The 20,647-nt window shown below is 52.7% G+C and carries 20 protein-coding genes; 11 read left to right on the top strand and 9 right to left on the bottom strand.

The annotated features are described in order from the left end of the window. Positions 1–11: 11 nt before the first annotated feature. The 6 genes from mmsB to Q399_RS0102070 all read right to left on the bottom strand — a co-directional run bounded on the left by mmsB (position 12) and on the right by Q399_RS0102070 (position 7,112). A complete protein-coding gene (gene mmsB / locus Q399_RS0102045; RefSeq protein WP_031564966.1) occupies positions 12–890 on the bottom strand; it encodes a 3-hydroxyisobutyrate dehydrogenase in 879 nt (292 codons plus the stop codon). A gap of 48 nt (positions 891–938) precedes the next feature. Beyond that, entirely contained in the window at positions 939–2,096 is a 1,158-nt protein-coding gene (locus Q399_RS0102050) for an enoyl-CoA hydratase/isomerase family protein (RefSeq protein ID WP_031564967.1), read from the bottom strand. A gap of 10 nt (positions 2,097–2,106) precedes the next feature. Further along, on the bottom strand, positions 2,107–2,880 hold the full coding sequence (locus Q399_RS0102055; protein ID WP_031564968.1) for an enoyl-CoA hydratase: 774 nt from the start codon (positions 2,878–2,880) through the stop codon (positions 2,107–2,109). 78 nt (positions 2,881–2,958) lie between these two features. Then, a complete protein-coding gene (locus Q399_RS0102060) occupies positions 2,959–4,116 on the bottom strand; it encodes an acyl-CoA dehydrogenase family protein (protein ID WP_031564969.1) in 1,158 nt (385 codons plus the stop codon). Positions 4,117–4,226: 110 nt separating this feature from the next. Further along, on the bottom strand, positions 4,227–5,723 hold the full coding sequence (locus Q399_RS0102065; RefSeq protein ID WP_031564970.1) for a CoA-acylating methylmalonate-semialdehyde dehydrogenase: 1,497 nt from the start codon (positions 5,721–5,723) through the stop codon (positions 4,227–4,229). Between the two features lie 210 nt (positions 5,724–5,933). Then, on the bottom strand, positions 5,934–7,112 hold the full coding sequence (locus Q399_RS0102070) for an acetyl-CoA C-acyltransferase (protein WP_031564971.1): 1,179 nt from the start codon (positions 7,110–7,112) through the stop codon (positions 5,934–5,936). 354 nt (positions 7,113–7,466) lie between these two features. Here Q399_RS0102070 and Q399_RS0102075 point away from each other — a divergent pair, with 354 nt between their 5' ends. The 8 genes from Q399_RS0102075 to Q399_RS0102110 all read left to right on the top strand — a co-directional run bounded on the left by Q399_RS0102075 (position 7,467) and on the right by Q399_RS0102110 (position 16,072). Then, positions 7,467–7,913 carry a MerR family transcriptional regulator gene (locus Q399_RS0102075; RefSeq protein ID WP_051685790.1) on the top strand — a complete coding sequence of 149 codons (447 nt, stop codon included), beginning with the start codon at positions 7,467–7,469 and terminating at the stop codon, positions 7,911–7,913. Between the two features lie 50 nt (positions 7,914–7,963). Continuing rightward, on the top strand, positions 7,964–9,133 hold the full coding sequence (locus tag Q399_RS0102080; protein WP_031564974.1) for an isovaleryl-CoA dehydrogenase: 1,170 nt from the start codon (positions 7,964–7,966) through the stop codon (positions 9,131–9,133). 73 nt (positions 9,134–9,206) lie between these two features. Next, positions 9,207–10,814, top strand: coding sequence for a carboxyl transferase domain-containing protein (locus tag Q399_RS0102085; protein ID WP_031564976.1), 1,608 nt, complete (start codon positions 9,207–9,209; stop codon positions 10,812–10,814). 10 nt (positions 10,815–10,824) lie between these two features. Next, entirely contained in the window at positions 10,825–11,673 is an 849-nt protein-coding gene (locus Q399_RS0102090) for an enoyl-CoA hydratase-related protein (RefSeq protein WP_084164042.1), read from the top strand. 5 nt (positions 11,674–11,678) lie between these two features. After that, the gene (locus Q399_RS0102095; protein ID WP_031564978.1) at positions 11,679–13,688 is read left to right on the top strand and encodes an acetyl/propionyl/methylcrotonyl-CoA carboxylase subunit alpha; all 2,010 of its coding nucleotides are present in this window, start codon (positions 11,679–11,681) and stop codon (positions 13,686–13,688) included. After that, the gene (locus Q399_RS0102100; RefSeq protein WP_031564979.1) at positions 13,685–14,611 is read left to right on the top strand and encodes a hydroxymethylglutaryl-CoA lyase; all 927 of its coding nucleotides are present in this window, start codon (positions 13,685–13,687) and stop codon (positions 14,609–14,611) included. Before Q399_RS0102095 ends, Q399_RS0102100 begins: the two co-directional genes overlap by 4 nt. Positions 14,612–14,697: 86 nt before the next feature. Continuing rightward, the gene (locus Q399_RS0102105; RefSeq protein ID WP_031564981.1) at positions 14,698–15,399 is read left to right on the top strand and encodes a CoA transferase subunit A; all 702 of its coding nucleotides are present in this window, start codon (positions 14,698–14,700) and stop codon (positions 15,397–15,399) included. Between the two features lie 10 nt (positions 15,400–15,409). Further along, entirely contained in the window at positions 15,410–16,072 is a 663-nt protein-coding gene (locus Q399_RS0102110; protein ID WP_031564983.1) for a CoA transferase subunit B, read from the top strand. Positions 16,073–16,132: 60 nt separating this feature from the next. Here Q399_RS0102110 and Q399_RS0102115 read toward each other — a convergent pair whose 3' ends face one another. Continuing rightward, positions 16,133–16,636 carry a hypothetical protein gene (locus tag Q399_RS0102115; protein ID WP_031564984.1) on the bottom strand — a complete coding sequence of 168 codons (504 nt, stop codon included), beginning with the start codon at positions 16,634–16,636 and terminating at the stop codon, positions 16,133–16,135. A 118-nt stretch (positions 16,637–16,754) separates the two neighbouring features. Further along, positions 16,755–17,723, bottom strand: a complete 969-nt coding sequence (locus tag Q399_RS0102120) for a GlxA family transcriptional regulator (protein WP_157836208.1) — start codon at positions 17,721–17,723, stop codon at positions 16,755–16,757. A 104-nt stretch (positions 17,724–17,827) separates the two neighbouring features. Here Q399_RS0102120 and Q399_RS22045 point away from each other — a divergent pair, with 104 nt between their 5' ends. Continuing rightward, positions 17,828–17,998 (top strand): hypothetical protein, encoded by a 171-nt coding sequence (locus Q399_RS22045; protein WP_157836209.1) that lies wholly within the window; start codon positions 17,828–17,830, stop codon positions 17,996–17,998. Positions 17,999–18,007: 9 nt separating this feature from the next. On the opposite strand, the gene Q399_RS0102130 is transcribed toward Q399_RS22045, so the two are convergent. Further along, positions 18,008–18,913 carry an NAD(P)-dependent oxidoreductase gene (locus tag Q399_RS0102130; protein WP_037045479.1) on the bottom strand — a complete coding sequence of 302 codons (906 nt, stop codon included), beginning with the start codon at positions 18,911–18,913 and terminating at the stop codon, positions 18,008–18,010. A 140-nt stretch (positions 18,914–19,053) separates the two neighbouring features. Here Q399_RS0102130 and Q399_RS0102135 point away from each other — a divergent pair, with 140 nt between their 5' ends. Then, positions 19,054–19,557 carry a glutathione peroxidase gene (locus Q399_RS0102135; protein WP_037045481.1) on the top strand — a complete coding sequence of 168 codons (504 nt, stop codon included), beginning with the start codon at positions 19,054–19,056 and terminating at the stop codon, positions 19,555–19,557. Positions 19,558–19,592: 35 nt separating this feature from the next. Continuing rightward, positions 19,593–20,582 (top strand): 2-hydroxyacid dehydrogenase, encoded by a 990-nt coding sequence (locus tag Q399_RS0102140; RefSeq protein ID WP_031564995.1) that lies wholly within the window; start codon positions 19,593–19,595, stop codon positions 20,580–20,582. Positions 20,583–20,647: the final 65 nt, after the last annotated feature.

Raw genomic sequence — 20,647 nt, forward strand, 5'->3', positions numbered from 1 at the left:
GCCCGCGGCAATTATTTTTTACTGAAAAAACGGAAAATGCTGGAAAAATCGAGTTTGCCGTTGCCCTGCCGCTGATGCTGCACATACAAATTACGCGCTAATGCCCCCATCGGCGTGGTGGACTGACTTTGCTGGGCACATTCGCTGGCAAGGCCCAAATCTTTCGCCATCAAGTCGACCATAAAACCGCCCTGATAGTTGTTGCTGGCAGGCACGTTTGGCAACACGTCCGGGCATGGGTTATAGAGTTCCAGCGTCCAGTTGCGGCCTGAGCTTTTCAGCATGATCTCAGACAACACTTTCGGGTCCAGACCATTATCAATACCCAGCTGCAGCGCTTCGCTGGTGCCAACCATCAACACCGACAACAGCATGTTGTTACAGATTTTGGCAATTTGCCCGGCGCCAACATCCCCGGCATGGAACAGATTTTTGCCCATCGCCGAAAGGACGTCGTTGGCACGTTGGAAGTTCTCGGCGGAGCCGCCAACGATAAAAGTCAAAGTTCCGGCTTTAGCACCACCCACACCGCCGGATACCGGTGCATCTATGAAGGCGATACCGGCATCAGCCAGTAAAGCCCCGACCTGACGTGCGCTTTGCGCATCGATAGTGGAACAATCCAGCACCAAAGCACCGACTTTAATCTCACTGCGCACGTCCTGATATAAACCAATGACGTGTTTGCCGGCCGGCAGCATCGAAATAACAAAATCAGCGCCTTGCACTGCCGCGCGCGCGGAATCGGCGGCTTTGGCTCCTTCAGCCGCAACCGCAGCTAAAGCATCTTTATTTAAGTCGAAGGCCTGCACCTGAAACCCGGCTTTTTGCAGGTTCAGCGCCATCGGGCCGCCCATATTGCCAAGACCGATAAAAGCAACAACTTGCATAGAATTCTCCCCTGTTAGCGATGCGTTTTAGCCCGCATCTGCCTGTATTTATTGTGGTGGATGCAGCCGACCCAACGCGGCCAGCGGATGCTCGGCGGCTGACCAGGGTGAGCTGAACAATTCGTCAATGACCGATGTTGGTACTGAAGCTACATCCGGGTACAACCACTGTGGCCGCTGGTCTTTATCGATCAGTAATGCCCGCACGCCTTCGGTAAATTCGCCGAGTTTGCCGCATTGCACACTGAGGCCAAGTTCTAAACGGAAACTGTCGGCCAGAATTTTCGACTGCCCCAGCTGCAGCAAGCGATAAACGATATGCGCGGTTATTGGACTGCCATACCGTAAAGACGTTTTGGCTTTACCAAGCCAGCTGTCTTCGTTCGGCATGGCCAGAATGGCGTCGATAGCCGCCGGTAAATCCGGTGTATTTCCCAGCGCTGCGATAGGCGTCTGATGCAAACGGATTTGGCTGGCCGGCTGCTGATTTAACGTCTGCGTCTCAATACTCATCAGCAAGTCTGACAACTTCTGATGATTCAGCACCACGGTATTGCCCCAGCGGATGCTGAGCAACGCCTCAATCACTTGTTGGCGTTTATCATGCGGAATATAAAAGTCAGCTAAATCAATAAACTTAGCATCGGCGGCGTTAATCGAAGCACCGGTTAGCCCTAAAAACAAACCACAACCAGCTGGCATCCGGTTTAAAAACCAGCTGCCGCCAACGTCCGGATACAAACCAATCGCCATTTCCGGCATCGCAATCCGGCTGGTCGCTGTCACTACGCGGTGCGAAGCGCCGGCCATCAGGCCTAAACCGCCACCCATCACGATGCCATTGCCCCACACCAGCACCGGTTTGTCGAAGGTATGGATGAGATAATCCAGCGTATATTCTTTGGTAAAAAATTCAGTTACATAAGGCTGAAAAGTAGCGGGACTGGCTTTCATCGTATGATACAAATCGCGGATGTCACCACCGGCGCAAAAGGCTTTGTCACCCGCGCCCTGCAACAGCACCATAGCGATGTCCGGATTGTCTTTCCACTGCTGCATTTGTGGCAGCAGCAGTTCTACCATCGGCAGACTCAGCGCATTCAGTGACTTTTCACTGTTAAGCGTCGCTACGCCAATTTTTTTGCCATTGTCGGCCGTCAGTTCGCTGAACAGTACAACAGCCTGGTTTTGCGTGATTTCGGTCATACCAGGCTCCTTAACCGTTCACCCATTGTGGCGGGCGTTTTTGCAAAAAGGCGCTGACGCCTTCGACCTGATCTTTGGTATCAAACAGACCAACAAAAAGTTCACGCTCAAGCGGCAACGCTGCGTTAATCGAGCCACTGCGGCCCTGTTGGATCAGCTTTTTACAGGCGGTCACCGCTGATGGGCTTTGCTCTGCGACTTTTTCCGCAAGTGCCAGCGCCGCAGCCAGCGCTTCGCCGGTTCCGACTACTTCTTCAACCAGGCCAATCTGCAGCGCTTTATCGGCGTTAAGACGCTCACCACAAAGGATCATGCGTTTGGCCCAGCCTTCGCCCACCAGCCAGGCCAGATTTTGCGTGCCGCCGGCACAAGGTAATAAACCGACTTTGGCTTCTGGCAATGCCAGTTGCGCCTGCGTTTCAGCAATGCGGATATCACAGGCCAGCGCCACTTCAAGGCCACCACCCATCGCGTAGCCATTAATCGCGGCAATCGACACACCACGGAACTGGCTTAGCGTTTCAAAGGCTTCACCAAAAATCCGCGCCATATCGCTGGCGACTGCTTTATCGCCGTCAGCAAATAATTTTAAGTCGGCGCCGGCGGAGAAAAACTTCTGACCTTCACCGGTGATCACTAAGGCATAAACGTCGTTGTTTTGATTCAGGCTGCGCACAGTGTCACGCAAGGCGGTCAAAGTTTCCTGCGTCCAGGTATTGGCCGGTGGATTGGACATGGTCAGTAAGGCAGTGTGACCACGAAATTCAACATTTAACTGGGCCATAAGGATCCCTTATACGGAAAGACAAGCCGCGGGCTGCGTCCGGCAGCCCAACTCTTTGTTGTTATTTTGCAAACAGGCTTACAGAATATCAGAGGCCGCGCTGTCCAGTAAGCGCCGGCCGATGATCAGCCTCATGATTTCATTGGTACCTTCTAAAATCTGGTGCACCCGCACATCGCGGAAATGCCGCTCCAGCGGATACTCTTTGATGTAGCCGTAACCGCCATGGATTTGCAGCGCTTGATCGCAAACCTGAAAACCGATGTCAGTAGCGAACCGCTTGGCCATGGCGCAATATGCGGTGGCTTCCGCGTCCTGTTGGTCCAGTTTAAACGCCGCTAAACGCACCAGCTGGCGTGCTGCCACCAGTTCAGTTGCCATATCGGCTAATTTAAACTGCAGCGCCTGAAAGGCTGCCAGCGGTTTGCCGAATTGTTCACGCTCCAGCATGTAATTGCGGGCGGTGTTGAGCGCCTGCTGCGCGGTGCCAATAGAACAAGTAGCTATATTGATGCGGCCACCGTCTAAGCCTTTCATCGCAAAAGTAAAACCCTGGCCTTCTGCGCCTAATAAGTTCTCCGACGGCACCCGCACATTATCAAATGTGACTAACCGGGTCGGCTGGGCATTCCAGCCCATTTTCTCTTCGGCTTTGCCATAAATCACGCCTTCAGCATCAGCTGGCACCACAAAAGCAGAAATACCTTTTGGACCCGCTTCACCGGTGCGCGCCATCACCACCAGCACATCAGTGCTGCCGGCGCCGGAGATAAACATTTTTGAACCGTTGATGACATAACTGTCGCCATCTTTTTTCGCGCTGGTACGAAGAGATGCTGCATCAGAGCCTGAACCTGGTTCAGTTAAACAATACGATGCCAGCTGCTCGCCGGTGACTAAAGTCGGGCACCATTTCGCTTTGATTGCTTCAGTGCCCCAGGTCGCAATCATCCAGGTCGCCATATTGTGGATAGTCAGCATGGCCGTGGTCGCAGTGCAGCCCATCGCCAGCTGTTCGAAAATAATGGACGAATCCAATCGTGACAGACCTAAACCACCGGCGTCTTCCGGTGTATACAGACTACAAAAACCCAGCTCACCGGCTTTTTGCAGAACATCTTTCGGGAAATGATGTTCACGGTCCCACTGCGCGGCAAAAGGTGCCAGTTCAGTTTCAGCAAACTGGCGCGCTGTGTCGGCAAAGGCTTTTTGATCTTCGGTTAAATTAAAATTCATGCTTGGACCTCAGTGTTTTAAGACCAGCCGCTGTGGTTTGAAATGATGACCGGACTTGATAAAACAAATTAGCGAAGCCACCGCTGTTGACGCGGTGGCTTTGCTTGGTATTAACGCAGATTAATCGACATATTCGGGCCAGACACCTGCACTTCGTCGTCAAACCAACGCGCCGTGATGGTTTTAGTCTCAGTGTAGAAGCGCACTGCTTGTTTGCCGTAGGCATGCTGGTCGCCGTAGAACGAACCTTTCCAGCCAGTGAATGAGAAAAACGGCAGTGGTACCGGAATTGGAATGTTAATGCCGACCTGACCTACTTCGATTTCATGCTGATATTTACGCGCCGCATGGCCACTGGCAGTGAAAATCGAAGTGCCGTTACCGTATGGGCTGGCGTTGACCACGCTGATAGCCGCATCGAGTGAATCAACTGTCATAGTCGTTAACACCGGGCCGAAGATCTCTTCTTTATAAATGGTCATATCAGTCGTGACGTCACTGAACACCGTTGGACCTACCCAGTTACCATTTGGATAACCGTCGACCATAAAATCAGAGCCATCCAACAAACAAGTCGCGCCTTCTTCTTTGCCTTTAGCAATCAAAGATAAAATCCTGGCTTTCGCCTGCGGACTGATTTGCGGGCCATAGGCCGCGTTCGGATCTGTGTACACACCAGGACGCACTTTGCCAATAGCTGCAGCCACTTCCGGGATCCATTCTGCGGCCGCGCCAACAAAGACCGCCACTGAAATCGCCATACAACGCTGACCGGCGGCACCGACTGAAGCCCCCACTAAAGCATTCACTACTTGTTGTTTATTCGCATCCGGCATGATGACCATATGGTTTTTCGCGCCGGCAAAAGCCTGCACGCGTTTGAGGTTATCAGTACCGGTTTTGTATATATATTGGCCGACATTCACCGAGCCAACAAAAGAAATTGCTTTGATATCCGGGTGATGCAGCAACACATCGACCTGCTCTTTACAACCATGCACCACTTGTAACACGCCTTTTGGCGCGCCGGCTTCTGCAAACAGTTCCGCGATACGGTTGACCGTCATCGGGTCTTGCTCAGATGGCTTTAACACAAAAGTGTTACCACAGGCGATCGCCATCGGGAACATCCACAGCGGGATCATCGCCGGGAAGTTAAATGGCGTAATACCGGCGCAAACGCCGAGTGGCTGAATATAGCTATAAGTGTCGATGCTGCGCGCAACGTTTTCGACAGTTTCACCCATCATCAGCGACGGGATATTGGCAGCTTGCTCCACCACTTCAATACCACGCCAGACGTCACCTTTGGCATCTTCAATGGTTTTACCCAGTTCGCGGCAAATAATGTCGGCGATTTCTGCCTGATGTTCTTTTAACAGCACGGCGAAACGCATCATCAAGCGCGCGCGCTCGGAAACCGGGGTTTCTTTCCAGCTTTGGAACGCTGTTTTAGCAGAAGCAATGGCCTGTGCCATTTCATCAGCAGTAGCACAAGGCACCTGCGCAATCACTTCTTGGGTAGCCGGATTGGTGACCGGGATCAGTTTTTCACTTTTTGAGTGAACAAATTCGCCATCGATAAACAGCTGAACCTGAGTTGTCATAGCATTTTCCCCGTTGCGCGGCCTGCCTTCTGAGCGGCCGCTGCGATTGTCTTTAACCGGCTGGCCGGTCACTGTCTTTTATTGCACCCGAAGTCTGTGCTCCGTTTAGGTGCTTTGTCATTCCACGTTGTGGAACAACCCCTGTTGTTTTTTATGTGGAAGCGCCTGCTGGTAGAGGCGCTTTGGCTATTTGCCTGCTTTGCGTATTACTTATGCCAACTCGACCGCGAGAGCGACCGCTTCCCCGCCACCGATACACAGTGACGCGATACCGCGTTTGAGGCCACGGGCTTTTAATGCGTGAATTAAAGTCACCAGAATACGCGCGCCTGAAGCGCCAATCGGATGACCTAAAGCACAGGCACCGCCGTTGACGTTGACTTTGGCTTCATCCAGACCCAGCTCTTTGACTGCCAGCATAGTCACCATGGCAAAGGCTTCGTTGATTTCCCACAGGTCGACGTCATGCACGCCCCAGCCGAGTTTATTCAGCAGCTTTTGCATGGCACCAACAGGGGCGACAGTGAAAAGCGCCGGTTCCATTGAATGGGTGGCGTGACCGACAACCGTCGCCAGCACGTCACAGTTGTGCACTTTGGCATCCGTCGCGCGCATCAGCACTAAGGCCGCGGCACCATCAGAAATAGAGGAAGAGTTGGCAGCAGTGATAGTGCCGTCTTTGGCAAACGCCGGGCGCAGGCCTGGGATTTTGTCAATTTTCGCATTGCCAGGCTGTTCGTCAGTGGCAAATACCACTTCGCCTTTGCGGCTCTGGATAGTGACAGGAGCAATTTCAGCGGCAAAAGCGCCATTGGCGATGGCTTGCTGAGCGCGCGTGGTCGACTGAATGGCAAAGCGGTCCATATCTTCCCGGCTGAAACCTTGCTCGTTGGCTGTCCCCTGGGCAAAACAGCCCATGGCTTTACCGTCATAAGCGTTTTCCAGACCGTCCAGCATCATGTGATCTTTGACTTCGCCATGGCCCATCCGCATACCGGCGCGGGCTTTTGGCAGCAGATAAGGTGCGTTGGTCATTGATTCCATACCACCGGCGATAACGACATCAGCACTGCCGGCTTTTAACAAATCGTGGGCAAGCATCACGGTTTTTAAGCCTGAACCACAGACTTTATTTAAGGTAGTAGCGCCTGCAGATAATGGCAGACCGGCTTTTAACACCGCCTGACGCGCCGGCGCCTGGCCAAGGCCCGCCGGTAACACACAGCCCATCAGCACTTCGCTGACTTTATCACCGCTGATGCCGGCTTGTTCCAACGCGGCTTTGATCGCCACAGCACCTAAATCCGGCGCGGTCACATCGCTCAGGCCACCCATAAAACCACCCATCGCCGTGCGCTTGGCACCCACAATCACGATTTGCTCAGACATGCTTTTCCTCACTGAAGGCTGCTTCAACCGAATTGTCGCTGAGCCTACACCAAATTTACGTTTACGCCAACGTCAACCATGCTGCACTTTGGTCTTATCAGTTGATGCGATTTGTCTGTATTAGCTGCCACAGAGCCGCCTTTTGGCAGCCAGTCTTTACGAATTATCAGAATAAGAGGTACAAGGCCGTCAACGATAAACGGACAAAACCGCATTAGTTTCGAAATTATCTTGTTGTTTTTATTGATTTTACAGAATTTATCGGCGAATTAACCCGCTTTACTCACGCACTCGCCAGCTTTACCTTTACGTAAACTTCACTTATAGTGAGCCGCAGATCCGATGGTGGCCTTTATGACTGAAAAAGAACAGACAACTTATAGCATCAGCGAACTGGCGAAAGAGTTCGATATCACGACGCGTAGCATCCGTTTCTATGAAGATCAGGGCTTGCTGACGCCACAACGCCAGGGCCAAACCCGCATTTACAGCAAACGCGATCGGGTGCGCCTGAAGCTTATTCTGCGCGGCAAACGCCTCGGTTTTAGTCTCGCCGAAACCGGCCAGTTGTTTGAACTTTATGACGCGGACAAATCCAGCGTCACGCAGCTCACGACGATGTTGCAGCTGATAGAGCTGAAAAAAACCGAACTGCATCAGCAACTCGATGACATCAAAGTGGTGTTGATGGAACTCATCACCGTCGAAAAACGTTGTCGTGACACGCTGACCGAAGCCCGCACCAGCGAGCTGAAACACGCCGAATCAAAAAGCAGTGAACATAACACTGCCAATAAATAACCATTTTCAAATCAACCATCCGCCCTTCACAGGCAAACGGGGATAAACCAATGATTAGCCACTACAAAACACTGAACTTTGACTTAGGCGAAACCGTGGACATGATCCGCGAACAAGTCAACGCCTTTGCCCGCGAAGAAATCGCACCACGTGCCGCGCAAATCGACCATGACAATGCTTTCCCGAATGACCTGTGGCGCAAGTTCGGTGATTTAGGTTTGCTCGGTATCACCGTCGATGAAAAATACGGTGGTTCAGGCCTGGGCTATTTAGAACACGTGGTGGCGATGGAAGAGATCAGCCGCGCTTCCGCCTCTGTGGCTTTATCTTACGGCGCCCACTCGAATCTGTGTGTGAACCAGATTTTCCGCAACGGCACCGAAGCGCAAAAATTAAAATATCTGCCAAAACTTTGCTCCGGCGAGCATATCGGCGCTTTAGCGATGTCTGAGCCAAATGCCGGCTCTGACGTGGTGTCGATGAAATTACGCGCCGACAAAAAAGGCGACGTCTATATACTGAACGGCAATAAGATGTGGATCACCAACGGCCCGGATGCCCACACTTATGTGATTTATGCCAAAACTGACGTCAACGCCGGCAGCAAAGGTATCACCGCTTTTATCGTCGAGCGTGGTTTTAAAGGTTTCAGCCAGGCGCAAAAACTGGACAAACTCGGTATGCGCGGTTCCAACACTTGCGAGCTGGTATTTGAAGACTGTGAAGTACCGGCAGAAAACGTGCTGGGCGAGATTGGCAGCGGTGTGAAAGTGTTGATGTCAGGCCTCGACTACGAGCGTCTGGTTTTATCCGGCGGCCCGCTGGGCATTATGCAGGCCTGTATGGACATCGTTGTGCCTTATCTGCACGACCGCAAACAATTCGGCCAGTCGATTGGCGAATTCCAGCTGGTACAAGGCAAACTGGCCGACATGTACACCCAGATGAATGCTGCCAAAGCTTATGTCTACACAGTCGCTAAAGCTTGTGATCGCCGTGAAACCACGCGTAAAGACGCCGCTGCCGTCATTCTGTACAGCGCAGAATTAGCCACCAAAATGGCGCTGGATGCAATCCAGCTGCTGGGCGGTAACGGTTATATCAATGAATACCCAACTGGCCGTTTGTTACGTGACGCCAAACTCTATGAAATCGGCGCCGGCACCTCAGAAATTCGCCGGATGCTGATTGGCCGCGAGCTGTTCAACGAAACCAAATAACGACTGGAGCGGCAGCCTGGAGCTGCCGTTTTTTTATCCCGTGGCGCGGGATCTGACTGGACAGGTGAATGCAGTGAGCAAAATTACCAGTAAAATCAACACACGAAGCGCTGAATTTCAGCAAAACGCTGCGGCCATGCAGGTGCTGGTCGACGACCTGAATCAAAAGGTGCAACAAATCAAACTCGGCGGTGGCGAAAGCCTGATAGCCCGCCATGTCGCCCGCGGCAAGTTATTTGCCCGCGACCGTATTCAGAAATTACTTGACCCTGGCTCGCCATTTCTTGAAGTCGGTCAGTTTGCCGGCTGGGAATGTTATGACGACTATGTACCGGCTGCAGGCGTGGTCGCTGGCATCGGCCGCGTCAATGGCATCGAATGTATGGTGGTTGCCAACGATGCGACCGTCAAAGGCGGTACTTATTATCCGCTGACGGTGAAAAAGCATTTACGCGCCCAGGAAATTGCCGAGCGTTGTAACCTGCCCTGTATTTATCTGGTGGATTCCGGCGGTGCCAACCTGCCACGCCAGGATGATGTATTCCCGGACAAACTGCATTTTGGCCGTATTTTCTTTAATCAGGCGAATATGTCTGCCAAAGGCATTCCGCAAATTGCCGTGGTGATGGGCCTGTGTACCGCCGGTGGCGCTTATGTGCCGGCGATGGCCGATGAATCTATTATCGTCAAAGAACAAGGCACCATTTTCCTCGCCGGCCCGCCGCTGGTCAAAGCCGCCACCGGTGAAGAAGTCAGCGCCGAAGATTTGGGCGGCGCCGACGTGCACTGCCGTATTTCCGGCGTGGCTGATCACTATGCGCAAAACGATGAGCACGCGCTGCAGCTGGCACGGAACGCCGTATCCCGCTTAAATCGTGAAACGCCGGTATTGCGTGATGTAAAAGCCAGCGAAGAGCCTTTATATGACGCGCAAGAGCTGTACGGCATTGTTGGTACAGATCTGAAAAAGCCATTTGACGTGCGCGAAGTGATAGCACGCATTGTCGATGGCTCTGATTTTGATGAATTTAAACAGCTGTACGGCCCCACACTGGTCTGTGGTTTTGCGCGGATTTTCGGCAATCCGATTGGCATAGTCGCAAACAACGGGATTTTATTCTCCGAATCGGCACAAAAAGGCGCGCACTTCATCGAACTTTGCTGTCAGCGCAAAATTCCGCTGCTGTTTTTACAAAACATCACTGGCTTTATGGTTGGCCAGAAATATGAAGCCGAAGGCATTGCCAAACACGGTGCCAAGATGGTCACCGCTGTGTCCTGCGCCAAAGTGCCGAAGTTTACGCTTTTAATCGGCGGCTCTTATGGCGCTGGTAACTACGGCATGTGTGGTCGTGCTTACGACCCGACCATGATGTGGATGTGGCCGAACGCGCGCATTTCTGTGATGGGCGGCGAACAGGCTGCCGGCGTCATGGCGCAGGTCACTAAAGATGGTCTGGCACGGAAAGGCGAAACTTTAACGCCAGAAGCCGAAGCCGCCCTGAAACAGCCGATCATCGCTCAGTACGAGCAACAAGGTCACCCCTACTACGCATCGGCGCGGTTGTGGGATGACGGCATTATCGACCCGGCACAAAGCCGGATGGTGGTGGGCCTCGCCTTAGCGGCTGCGCTCAATGCGCCGATTGAAGAGACACGCTTTGGCGTGTTCCGCATGTAAGGAGCTGCTGATGTCTTTAATCACCACTGAGTTCTTACAATACGGCGCTGAATCCGCTTACGTCGGGGTGCTGCGGTTAAACCGGCCTGAGCTGCATAATGCCTTTGGCGATCTGATGATCGCTGAACTCATTCAGGCGCTGGATGCCCTCGCCGCTATGCCCGGTTTACGGGTGTTACTGCTGGAATCGACTGGCAAAAATTTCTCGGCCGGCGCTGACTTGAACTGGATGCGCGCGATGGCGCAAAAGGACTACCAGCAGAATCTGACTGATGCCGGCGCCTTAGCGCTGCTGATGCAAAAACTCAACAGCTTTCCGCTGCCTGTTATTGCGCTGGTCCAAGGCGCAGCCTTTGGCGGCGCTGTCGGTTTAGTCGCCTGCTGTGATATGGCGATTGCCACGCCCAAAGCCAGCTTTTGTTTAAGTGAAGTGAAAATCGGCCTGATCCCGGCCGTAATTAGCCCTTATGTGGTACGCGCCATCGGTGAACGCGCCAGCCGGCGCTATTTCACTACAGCTGAGCGTTTTGATGCGAAAACGGCTTTACAACTGGGCCTGATTAGCGAAATTGCCGGCAGTGACCTCGCAGGAAGCGAAGAACAGGCAGACCTGCGCGCCAAAGCCCAGCCACTGATCAACGCCATTATCGCTAACAGCCCGCAAGCGGTAGTAGCCGCCAAAGCTCTAGTGGCTTATGTCGCCGACGCGCCGCTCACACCAGACACTATCGCCGAAACCTCCCGACGTATCGCCGCCATTCGGGTGTCCAGCGAAGGCCAGGAAGGTTTAACGGCGTTTTTAGATAAACGCACGCCGACATGGCAACAACCCACAAGCGCAGGCCAAACCGAGGAATAACTCAGATGTTTAGCAAAATACTGATCGCCAACCGCGGCGAAATTGCCTGCCGCGTGATTAAAACCGCCCATCAGCTGGGCATTCGTTGTGTTGCGGTGTATTCCGAAGCCGACGCCAACGCCCGCCATGTGCAAATGGCTGACGAAGCCTTTTTATTAGGCCCGGCGCCATCGAAAGACAGCTACCTGCGCGCGGACAAAATTCTTGCCATCGCCAAACAAAGTGGCGCCGAAGCCATTCACCCCGGCTACGGCTTTTTAAGTGAAAACGAAGATTTTGCCAAAGCCTGTGCTGAAGCCGGCGTGGTGTTTATTGGCCCACCGGTGCCGGCCATTGCCGCCATGGGTTCCAAAAGCGCGGCCAAAGAAATTATGAGCAAAGCCGGCGTGCCTTTAGTGCCGGGCTATCATGGTGAAAATCAGGACGAGACGTTCCTCGCCGCAGAAGCCAACCGCATTGGCTATCCATTGTTGCTCAAAGCGGCCTATGGCGGCGGCGGCAAAGGCATGAAAGTGGTGTGGCAGGCATCTGAGTTTATGGAGCAGCTACACAGCGCCAAACGCGAAGCGATAAACGGCTTTGGCAACGACAAAATTCTGATGGAACGTTACCTCACCAAACCGCGCCACGTCGAAATTCAGGTGTTTGCTGACAACTTCGGTAACGCCGTTTACCTGCACGAGCGCGATTGTTCTATTCAGCGCCGCCACCAGAAAGTGATTGAAGAAGCGCCAGCGCCAAGTTTCAGCGCTGAGCAGCGTAAAGCCATGGGTGAAGCCGCCGTCACTGCCGCCAAAGCCATTGGTTACGCCGGCGCCGGTACTGTCGAATTCCTGTTTGATGAAGACGGCTCGTTTTATTTTATGGAAATGAACACCCGTCTGCAGGTCGAGCATCCGGTGACTGAGATGATCACCGGCCAGGATTTGGTGAAATGGCAATTATTGGTCGCCAGCAATCAGCCGTTGCCGCTTAAGCAGGAAGAAATTCCGCTCGATGGCCATGCCATTGAAGTGCGGGTGTATGCCGAAGACCCGGACAATAACTTCTTACCGGCCACCGGCAAACTGACTTACCTGCGCCAGCCGGATTGTCACCGCCATGTGCGGATTGATACCGGCGTGGTGGAATATGACGAAGTATCGCCGTTTTATGACCCGATGATCGCCAAACTGATTGTCTGGGATGAAAACCGTGACCGCGCTATCGCCAGGATGCGCCACGCGCTGGACGAATATCGCATCGCCGGCGTCAAAACCAACTTAGGCTTTTTAAGCGCGCTGGTGTCGCATCCGGCTTTTGCGGCGGCAGCGCTCGACACCCACTTTATCGAACATCATCAGGCCGACTTATTTGCCCCGGCTCAGTCCGAATCACAACAAGCGTTGCTGTTAGCGGCGTTATATCTGCTGCTGAAGCAACAACCAGCCCCAACCGACCGCTCGCCCTGGAGTTGTGGTTATGGCTGGCGGTTAAACGAAGCGCCACAGGTGCGGTTTAACTTACAAAGCGGCGATAGCACTTCGCAGGTTGTTATTCAAAGCACGGCCACCGGCCAGCGTCTGTGTGTTGATGACTATTGCATCAACGCCCGCGCTGAACTGAGTGGTGATACCTTAACTGCTACTCTGGCAAACGCCGGCAACAGTCATCAGTTCCGGGTGCGGGTCAGCCATTATCAGCCGACCCCACTGACTCAAACCGTATCTGTCTTTATCGCCCATCAGCGCTTTGATTTTACCTATCAGACTCAGGTGGAAGTAGCAGCGACAGATGAAAGCGCCGGCAGCTTAAAAGCACCGATGAATGGCACGGTCGTCGCGGTGATGGCAAGCGCCGGTCAGCAGGTGCAGGCCGGCGACACCTTGCTGGTGATGGAAGCAATGAAGATGGAATATGCCATCAAAGCGCCGGCTAACGGCGTGGTGAACAGCGTGTTTTATCAGGCCGGTGATTTGGTCAAAGACGGTGCCGAGCTGGTCGATTTCAGCGCAGAGACAGGAGCTTCGGCATGACAGCTCAGTGGCCTAAAAAAGTGCGGATAGTCGAAGTCGGTCCGCGTGATGGTTTGCAGAATGAACAGGCTGTGCCGGTCGAAGCCAAAATCGCACTGGTTGAAGCCTTAGCCGAGGCCGGCCTTAGCACTATCGAAACCGGTGCTTTTGTCAGCCCGAAATGGGTGCCACAAATGGCGGATTCGGCTTTGGTATTCAGCGGCATTCAGCGCAAAGCCGGCGTCACCTACGCGGCGCTGACACCCAATTTGCAGGGTTATCAGGCCGCACGCGCCGCGGGTGCTGACGAAGTGGCGATTTTTGGCGCGGCTTCCGAGGCTTTTTCACAAAAGAACATCAACTGCTCTATTGACGAAAGCCTGGCGCGGTTTGCGCCGGTGCTGGCAGCAGCAAAGGCTGACGGTGTGCGGGTGCGCGGTTATGTGTCCTGTGTGGTCGGTTGCCCTTATCAGGGTGCCGTCGCCCCCGCCGAAGTGGCCCGCGTTGCCAAAGCGCTGCTCGACATGGGTTGTTATGAAATATCTTTGGGCGACACTATCGGCGTCGGTACCCCGGCTACAGTGCTGGCGATGCTGGATGCAGTCTTGACTGTGGTGCCGGTGGATAAAATTGCGATACATTTTCATGACACTTATGGCCAGGCGTTAACAAATATTTACGCCGCGCTAAGCCGCGGTATTGCAGTCATTGACAGTGCGGTCGCCGGTCTCGGTGGTTGCCCTTACGCCGCCGGCGCGTCAGGCAATGTTGCCACGGAAGATGTGGTGTATTTGCTCGATGGTCTTGGCATCGAACACGGCGTTGCGTTACAAAGCCTCGCCCGCGCCGGCTGGGCAATCACGGCGGCACTCGGGAAAGCGCCTAGTTCTAAAGTAGGATTGGCGCTAAAAGCCCAGTGCCAGCAGAATGCCGGACAGAATTAACAGCCGGTCGCATTAAAGCGACCGGCTGAGCATGCAATCTCATCGCAGCTAAAAAGCAGCTGCCAGATAACAACAGAGGAACAGCAATGGCAGGGTTTAACAAAGTCGTGCACAGCTACGACGAAGCCTTAGCAGGTCTTGCCGATGGCATGACCGTGATCGCAGGTGGCTTCGGTTTATGCGGTATTCCGGAAGGCCTGATTGGCCAAATCAAAAAAATGGGCACCCGTGATTTAACCGTGGTGTCGAATAACTGTGGTGTCGACGGCTTTGGTCTTGGCATTTTGCTGGAAGACCGGCAGATTAAAAAAATGATCGCTTCTTATGTTGGCGAAAACGCTTTGTTTGAACAGCAGTTATTGTCCGGCGAGCTGGAAGTGGAATTAACCCCTCAAGGTACGCTGGCTGAGAAAATCCGCGCCGGCGGTGCTGGTATTCCGGCCTTTTTCACCGCCACCGGTTACGGTACACCAGTCGCTGAAGGCAAAGAGACCCGTGAAATCAATGGCCGCAATTATGTGCTGGAACCCTCTATCACCGGCGATTTTGCCATTGTGCGCGCCTGGAAAGCCGACCGTTACGGCAATCTGGTGTTCCGCCACACTGCGATGAACTTCAACCCGATGGTCGCCACTGCCGGTAAAATTACCGTGGCTGAAGTGGAAGAAATCGTCGAGCCGGGCGAGTTGTCACCAACAGAAATTCACACCCCGGGTATTTATGTGCAGCGCGTGATCAAAGGCAACTTTGAAAAACGCATTGAACGTCGCATGGTTCGCAAAGATTAAGGAGAACGGCATGGCTTTATCACGTGAACAAGTGGCGATGCGCGTCGCACAAGAATTAAAAGACGGTTATTACGTTAACCTCGGCATTGGCATCCCCACCTTAGTGGCCAACTATGTGCCGGCCGGCATTGAAGTGATGCTGCAATCAGAAAACGGCTTGCTTGGCATGGGCCCTTATCCGACTGATGCAGAAGTCGACGCAGATATGATCAACGCCGGTAAAGAAACCGTCACTGCTATTAAAGGTGCAGCGATTTTCTCTTCCGCCGAAAGTTTTGCCATGATCCGCGGCGGTCATGTTGATTTGACGGTATTAGGCGCCTTTGAAGTTGACCAGAACGGCAATATCGCCAGCTGGATGATCCCGGGCAAACTGGTCAAAGGCATGGGCGGTGCGATGGATTTAGTCGCCGGTGCGCAGAATATCGTGGTGACGATGACGCATGCTGACAAATACGGCAGCTCTAAACTTCTCGATAACTGTACCCTGCCGCTGACCGGTGTTGGCTGCGTGAAAAAAATCGTCACTGATTTAGCAGTGTTGGAAGTAAAAGATGGTGCTTTCCACTTGCTTGAGCGGGCTCCAGGTGTTTCTGTCGAAGAAATTCAGCAAAAAACCGCCGGTAAACTGGTGATTAACGGTGATATTCCGGAGATGGTTTTTGCCGGGTAAGCTTTTGATCATAAAATAAAAAAGGTCGCAAGCGCGACCATTTTTATTTCTAATATTCTGTCAGTGCGCCGCAACTATCCGGCCACTTTGGCTAAACAGATTGCCACCGACCACTGCAGTCATCTCACCGGAGCGAACCAGACTGACTTCTTGTTGCGGGCCAATGAGCATCACAAAAGCCAGCTTGCGGTTTTGTAACAGATACCACCCCACCTGATAACCCGGTAAGCGGATGCCATTTACAGCTGTTGCCGGCGCATATTCACCGAGCTTATCTTGCGGTAACACATGAATAGCACTGCTGGCCAGGCCAATGTTATCAATTTGTGCGTGATAAAAGCCGGCCTGCAGCGCCAGCCGGTTTTCTTCCAGCGTCACGCTGTTGCTGCCAATACCCCAGCTTAAAACCATATATAGCATCGTTGCGCCAACCAAAGACCATAACGCCGGCCGCAGTGGAAAACGCCGCCACCAACAAAACAGCCAGACGGCAAACACCGGCAATAACACCACCAGACAAAACAGCAACAGATACAGTTGCCAACCAATTTCTAAAGCGTTCATATCAGCAAAATAGAGGCAGGTAAATTAACAAAATTGTATCACGCCGGAAAATTCACGCGACAATATTTAGTTATATTTACGTTTCATGCTCATTAAACGTACAAGACACAAACCCATCTTACTGATAGAAATGATCGCGATAAGCTTTTGGCGTCATTTGGGTGTATTGCTGAAACAACTTCCGAAACGAAGACACATCTTCATAGCCCACCTCTCGTGTCAGCTGATCCAACGGCATTAACGTGGTTTCCAGCAAATTTTTGGCTTTATCTATGCGTAATTTCTGTAGCCACGCCATCGGTGTGTCGCCGGTCGCTGATTTAAAGCGTCGGATCAAGGTGCGTCCGCTCATCGCAAAGCGCTGCGCTAATTGCTGTAAGTCCAACGGCTCAGCCAGATGTTTACGCAGATACAGCTGTACTTCAGCGATACGGTCATCCTGATGGCTGACCATTTGCTGCACCGACATAAAAGGCGCCTGACTATGAAACGCCGGTTCTACAAGCATAATTTTGGCCAGCTGCCGACTAAACCGGCTGCCGTCAAATTCTGTAATGAGCTGCAGACAAAGCTGTAGATACGCACTGGTTGCGCCAGCAGTAAAACAAGTGCCACTGCGACAAACAGTGGCTTCCACCTGCAATTGCACTTTGGGGAATAGATGCTGGAAATATTCGCTGAGAAACCAACACGTCGTGGCTTGCCCATCGTCAAGCAACCCGGTAGAGGCCAGTGCAAAACTGCCATTGCATCCCGCACCAATTAAGGTCCCGCTGGCCGCAAGCTTTGCAAACCATGCGCTGTGGCCTTGAAACAAAGTAGTTACCTGACTCAGTTCATCGCTCTGATGGGCATAACTGCCCGGAATTAATAGAGCATCAATTTGCGAGGGTAAAGCACTCATGCAAGCAATCTGCAACGCATCGTCCTGATATGTTGTGCCGCCCCCCAGCCGGTAAAAACCTACCTGATAACGCTCAGTCACAGCTCCGGGTTCCAGATAACGCGCCAGTTCATTGGCAAAGCGGAACATCTCGGCCATGCCCGTCAACTGCCCTAAAGCCACGCCCGGATATATGACGATCACAATTTGCCTCATATGTCACTTTAAACACTAAATATGTCAATATTGCCACTATAGCGCAATTTTCAGCCAGGTTAAACTCAATTTAAGTCAACAGGAGGTGCAACATGAAATTAGGTCTGAAACAAATCAGCTGGCTGACCTTGGGATCACAAAGCGGATTGATTTTGTGGCTGAACTGGCGCAGTGAGTTGGATGTGTTTAGTCAGCTGGTGCTGGTGCCACTGCTCTTGTTGTCGGGGTTGGCGCTGCTGAGTATGCAGCAGCGCGATGACTAACCCGCTGGCCTAACGGGTTGGGGTTTTCAGCCGGCGGATCAGGCTCGATGTATCCTGCCGGTTGCCACCCAGTGCCTGCACTTCGGCATAAAATTGGTCAACTAATGCCGTAACCGGAAGCTGCGCACCATTGCGGCGTGCTTCGTTAAGGGTGATGCTAAGATCTTTGCGCATCCAGTCCACAGCAAAACCGAAATCAAACTGACCGTCTACCATAGTGGCACCACGGTTTTCCATCTGCCAGGATTGGGCGGCGCCTTTAGAAATCACCTCAAGTACAGCTTTGGCATCCAAATCAGCACAGTTCGCAAAATGTAAGGCTTCGGCGAGGCCCTGCACCACACCGGCGATACAAATCTGATTCACCATTTTCGCTAGCTGGCCGCTGCCGGCCGGCCCTAACAAACGGGCACTTTTGGCATAATGACGCAGCACAGGCTCGACTAGCTGAAAATCAGCCGCTTCGCCACCGAGCATAATGGTCAGGGCGCCGTTTTGTGCACCGGCCTGACCACCGGACACCGGCGCATCGAGAAACCCAATGCCTCGCGCGGCACAAGCGGTGGCCAGCTCACGCGCCAAATCAGCCGACGCCGTGGTATGGTCAATCAGCACACTGCCGGGTTGCATCTGCGCCAAAACGCCATCTTCACCGTACACGACGGCGCGGACATCGTCGTCGTTGCCAACACAAAGCATGACAAACTGAGCACCCGTTGCCGCGTCGGCCGGCGTCTGACCGCTGCGCCCCTGATACTGTGCCACCCATTGGCTGGCTTTAGACGCGGTACGGTTATACACAGCGACATCGTGACCGGCGGTTTTCAGATGACCAGCCATCGGATAGCCCATGACGCCTAATCCGACAAAAGCGATAACACAAGGCTCTGAAGCTAAAGAAGTTCTTTCTGACATACAATTGACTTAATTCTGTGACAGGCTATCTGCCACTGTACAAATTTATGCTACAAATAGCAAAATCATTCAAAAGCGCATCAGACCGGCGTTTTCGCATTGCGAAGCGTCTTCCACGCTAAGGCAAACAAGAGGAATGTATGGCCAACGTCCATCACTTTAAGGTTCGCACACCACAAGGCACGTCTCTGGATTTGTCCGCTTATCGCGATAAAGTCCTGTTGATTGTTAACACGGCCAGTCGCTGTGGTTTTACTCCGCAGTATCAGGATCTGGAACATCTGTATCAGCAATATCATCAACAAGGTCTTGAGATCCTGGCATTTCCCTGCAACCAGTTTGGCGGCCAAGAGCCTGGCAATGATCAGGATATTCAGCAATTTTGCCAGCTTAACTACGGTGTCAGTTTTCCGGTGCTGGCGAAAATTCAGGTCAATGGGCCAGATGCTGATCCGCTGTTTGAGTATCTGAAAGATCAGGCACGTGGTCTGATGAAAACCCGGGCTATTAAGTGGAACTTCACCAAATTTTTGGTGAATAAAGACGGCGTTGTAGTCAAACGCTATGCACCTCGCACTAAGCCGAACCAGTTTATTGATGCGATTGAGGCTGAGCTGGCATTGTTGCCGAAGGCAACAGCCTGAACAAGCAAAAGAGGTAAACGCCGATGACAACATTACTGCAGGTCACTGTCTACAGTACACAGCCTTATGATGCCGATTTTCTGCGTCAGGCTGCCGTCACCGGTATTCAGTGGCATTTTGTCGGCGAAGCGTTAAATCTGCAAACAGCAAGTTTGGCAGCGGGCAGTCAGGCAGTCTGTGTCTTTGTTAACGATGATCTTAGTGCGTCTGTACTTGCTGCGCTCAGGCAACAAGGCGTTGGTGCTGTCGCGTTGCGCTGTGCAGGATTTAATAATGTTGATTTAAAAGCTGCGAGTCAGCTGGGCATTCGGGTCGCCAGAGTGCCGGCCTACTCACCCGAAGCCGTCGCCGAGCATTGCGTGGCGATGATTTTATGCCTGAACCGCAAACTGCATAAAGCTTATAACCGTGTGCGAGACGATAACTTCAGCCTGCAAGGCCTGATAGGTTTTAATCTCGCCGGCAAAACTGTCGGCCTGATTGGTACCGGCCGGATAGGCGCGGCCACAGCGCGCATTCTGCATGGTTTTGGCATGCAGATTTTGTGTTATGACCCAAAGCCGCAACCTGAGCTGCTACCACCTTCGGCGCGCTATGTTGAACTTACCCAGCTCTATCACGACAGCGATATCATCAGTCTGCATTGCCCGCTGACCCCGGACAGTCATCATTTAATTAATGCCGTATCTTTAGCGCAGATGAAAAATGGCGTCATGCTGATCAACACCAGCCGCGGTGGCCTGATTGATACCAAAGCCGTGATTGCGGCACTGAAAAACCACAAGATTGGGCTACTCGGGCTTGATGTGTATGAACAGGAAGCCGATTTGTTTTTCAAAGATTTGTCAGATCAGATGATTAGCGATGAAGTGTTCCAGCGTCTGCTGACTTTCCCCAATGTGCTGATCACCGGCCATCAGGCATTTTTGACGCAAGAAGCATTAACGCAAATCAGTCAGACCACAGTTCAAAACCTGCAGTTGCTGTGCACAGGTGCAGCCTGTAGCAACGAACTGACTAGCTAGAGCTAGTGCTTTTTCCAGATAGCAAAAAGGTCGCCACAGCGACCTTTTTTCTACATGCGAACCCG

This window comes from Rheinheimera texasensis DSM 17496, from assembly GCF_000711985.1.
Taxonomy (GTDB): Bacteria; Pseudomonadota; Gammaproteobacteria; order Enterobacterales; family Alteromonadaceae; genus Pararheinheimera; species Pararheinheimera texasensis.